This window comes from Streptomyces sp. YS-3, assembly GCF_045257485.1.
Taxonomy (GTDB): Bacteria; Actinomycetota; Actinomycetes; order Streptomycetales; family Streptomycetaceae; genus Streptomyces.
Genome location: NZ_JBJHPC010000923.1, coordinates 1 through 1743 on the forward strand (window position 1 = coordinate 1; position 1743 = coordinate 1743).

At 72.6% G+C, this 1743-nt stretch carries 3 protein-coding genes; 1 reads left to right on the plus strand and 2 read right to left on the minus strand.

Translation table 11 applies throughout. The features are described 5' to 3' along the window. Positions 1–914, plus strand: a 914-nt coding sequence (locus ACJA3G_RS36295; RefSeq protein WP_406557289.1) for an alpha/beta hydrolase family protein, incomplete at its 5' end; no start/stop codon positions are given. A gap of 28 nt (positions 915–942) precedes the next feature. Here ACJA3G_RS36295 and ACJA3G_RS36300 read toward each other — a convergent pair. Both ACJA3G_RS36300 and ACJA3G_RS36305 read right to left on the minus strand, forming a co-directional pair. Then, positions 943–1299, minus strand: a complete 357-nt coding sequence (locus tag ACJA3G_RS36300; protein ID WP_406557290.1) for a phosphopantetheine-binding protein — start codon at positions 1297–1299, stop codon at positions 943–945. A 165-nt stretch (positions 1300–1464) separates the two neighbouring features. Beyond that, positions 1465–1743 (minus strand): condensation domain-containing protein (locus tag ACJA3G_RS36305; protein ID WP_406557291.1); only part of this gene is annotated, 279 nt, incomplete at its 5' end.

Sequence of the window (1743 nt, forward strand, 5' to 3'; positions counted from 1 at the left end):
CCCCCGCGCCCACTCCGGTCCTCTCCGTCGGCCCGGTGGTGCTGGCGACGCCCGGCCGCGCGGTGGACCTGCACTTGCGCATCTCCGCCCCGACGACCGGGAGCGAGCTGCCGGTCATCCTCCTCTCCCACGGCCTCGGCCCCTCCAACAACCTCTCCTCACTGAACGGCTACGCCCCGCTCGCCAACCACTGGGCGGCACACGGCTTCGTCGTCATCCAGCCCACCCACCTGGACTCCAGGACGCTGCACCTGGAGTCCGACGCGCACTGGCGCACCCGGGCCGAGGACATGACGCGCGTCCTCGACCGACTCGACGAGATCGAGGCCTCCGTCCCCCAGCTCGCCGGCCGCCTCGACCCGAGCAGGGTCGCCGTCGCCGGGCACTCGATGGGCGGGCACACCGCGAGCCTGCTGCTCGGCGCCCGGCTCACCGATCCGCACGACGGAACGGAAGTGGACCTGTCCGACCCCCGGATCAAGGCGGGTGTCCTCCTCGCCGCTCCCGGCCGGGGCGGTGACGCCCTCACCGAGTTCACCGTCGACAACTACTCCTTCTTCCTGACCACGGACTTCTCGGCGATGACGACGCCCGCGCTGGTGGTCGCCGGTGACCAGGACGACTCCGCCTTCCTGACGGTCCGGGGCCCGGACTGGCACGCCGATCCCTACCTCCTCGCCCCGGGGCCCAAATCCCTGCTCACCCTGTTCGACGCGGGCCACGGACTCGGCGGGATCTCCGGATACGACGTCGCCGAGACCACGGACGAGAACCCCGAGCGGGTCGCCTGGGTCGCCCGGCTCACCTCCGCGTATCTGCGCAGCGAGCTGTATCCCGGGGACCCCGCCTGGCCGGCGGCGAGGGACGCGCTGGCGACCGCCGCCGGTCCCGTGGGCCGGATCGAATCCAAGTAGGGGCGCAGGGCTCCCCTGTCCCGGCAGGTCAGCCCTCGGCCGACGCTGACAGCAAGCACTCCGCCTGGGCCAGGGCCGTGGGATCCTCGAAGAGACGGTTGAGCAGCGCGCCCTCCAGCTCCGCCGCCTCGAACTCGTCGAGGCCGCGCTCCTCCAGCAGCCTGCCGATGGCCTGGAGGGCGAGCAGCGAGTAGCCGCCGAGCTCGAAGAAGTCACTGCGGCGGATGTCGATGGTCTCGGCGTCGATCTGCAGGAGTTCGGCCCAGATCCGGCGAACCGAGTCGGCCACCCGCACCGATGCGGTCTCGGTTGTCGGGGGCGCGTCGGCGTTCGGGGTGGCGGCGGCCGGGGATTCAGCGGTGCGGGCGGTCGATTCTGTGGACACGTCTCCCCCAGGGGGTCGGATGGCGTCTGTGCGGGCCGGGCCGCCGACTTGCGGGGCGGCTCCGTTACGGAGGGCCGCACCGGCGGGCGGCCGTCGAAGGGAACTCGTACGGGCAGAGGGGTCCGCGCGCTATGGGGCGCGCGCCCTCACGGCGGGGGTCCTCATTCACACCACCGCGTCCGGCCGGTCCGCGACGGCCTCCAGCAGGGCCCGGAACGCGGCGGTGTGGCGGTGAGCGGTCGTCTCGTCGTACAGCGCGCGATCGTAGGCGAGGTCGATGGTGAATCCGCCCTGCCGGTCCTCCTCCACCATGACGGTGACGTCGAACTTGGCGTACGGCACGGCGACCTCCACAGGTGTCACGCTCAAGCCGCGCAGGCGCGGGGCGGGGGCGGACGCGGCGCCGTGGCAGAACACCATCTGGAACACGGGGTTGTGCCGGGG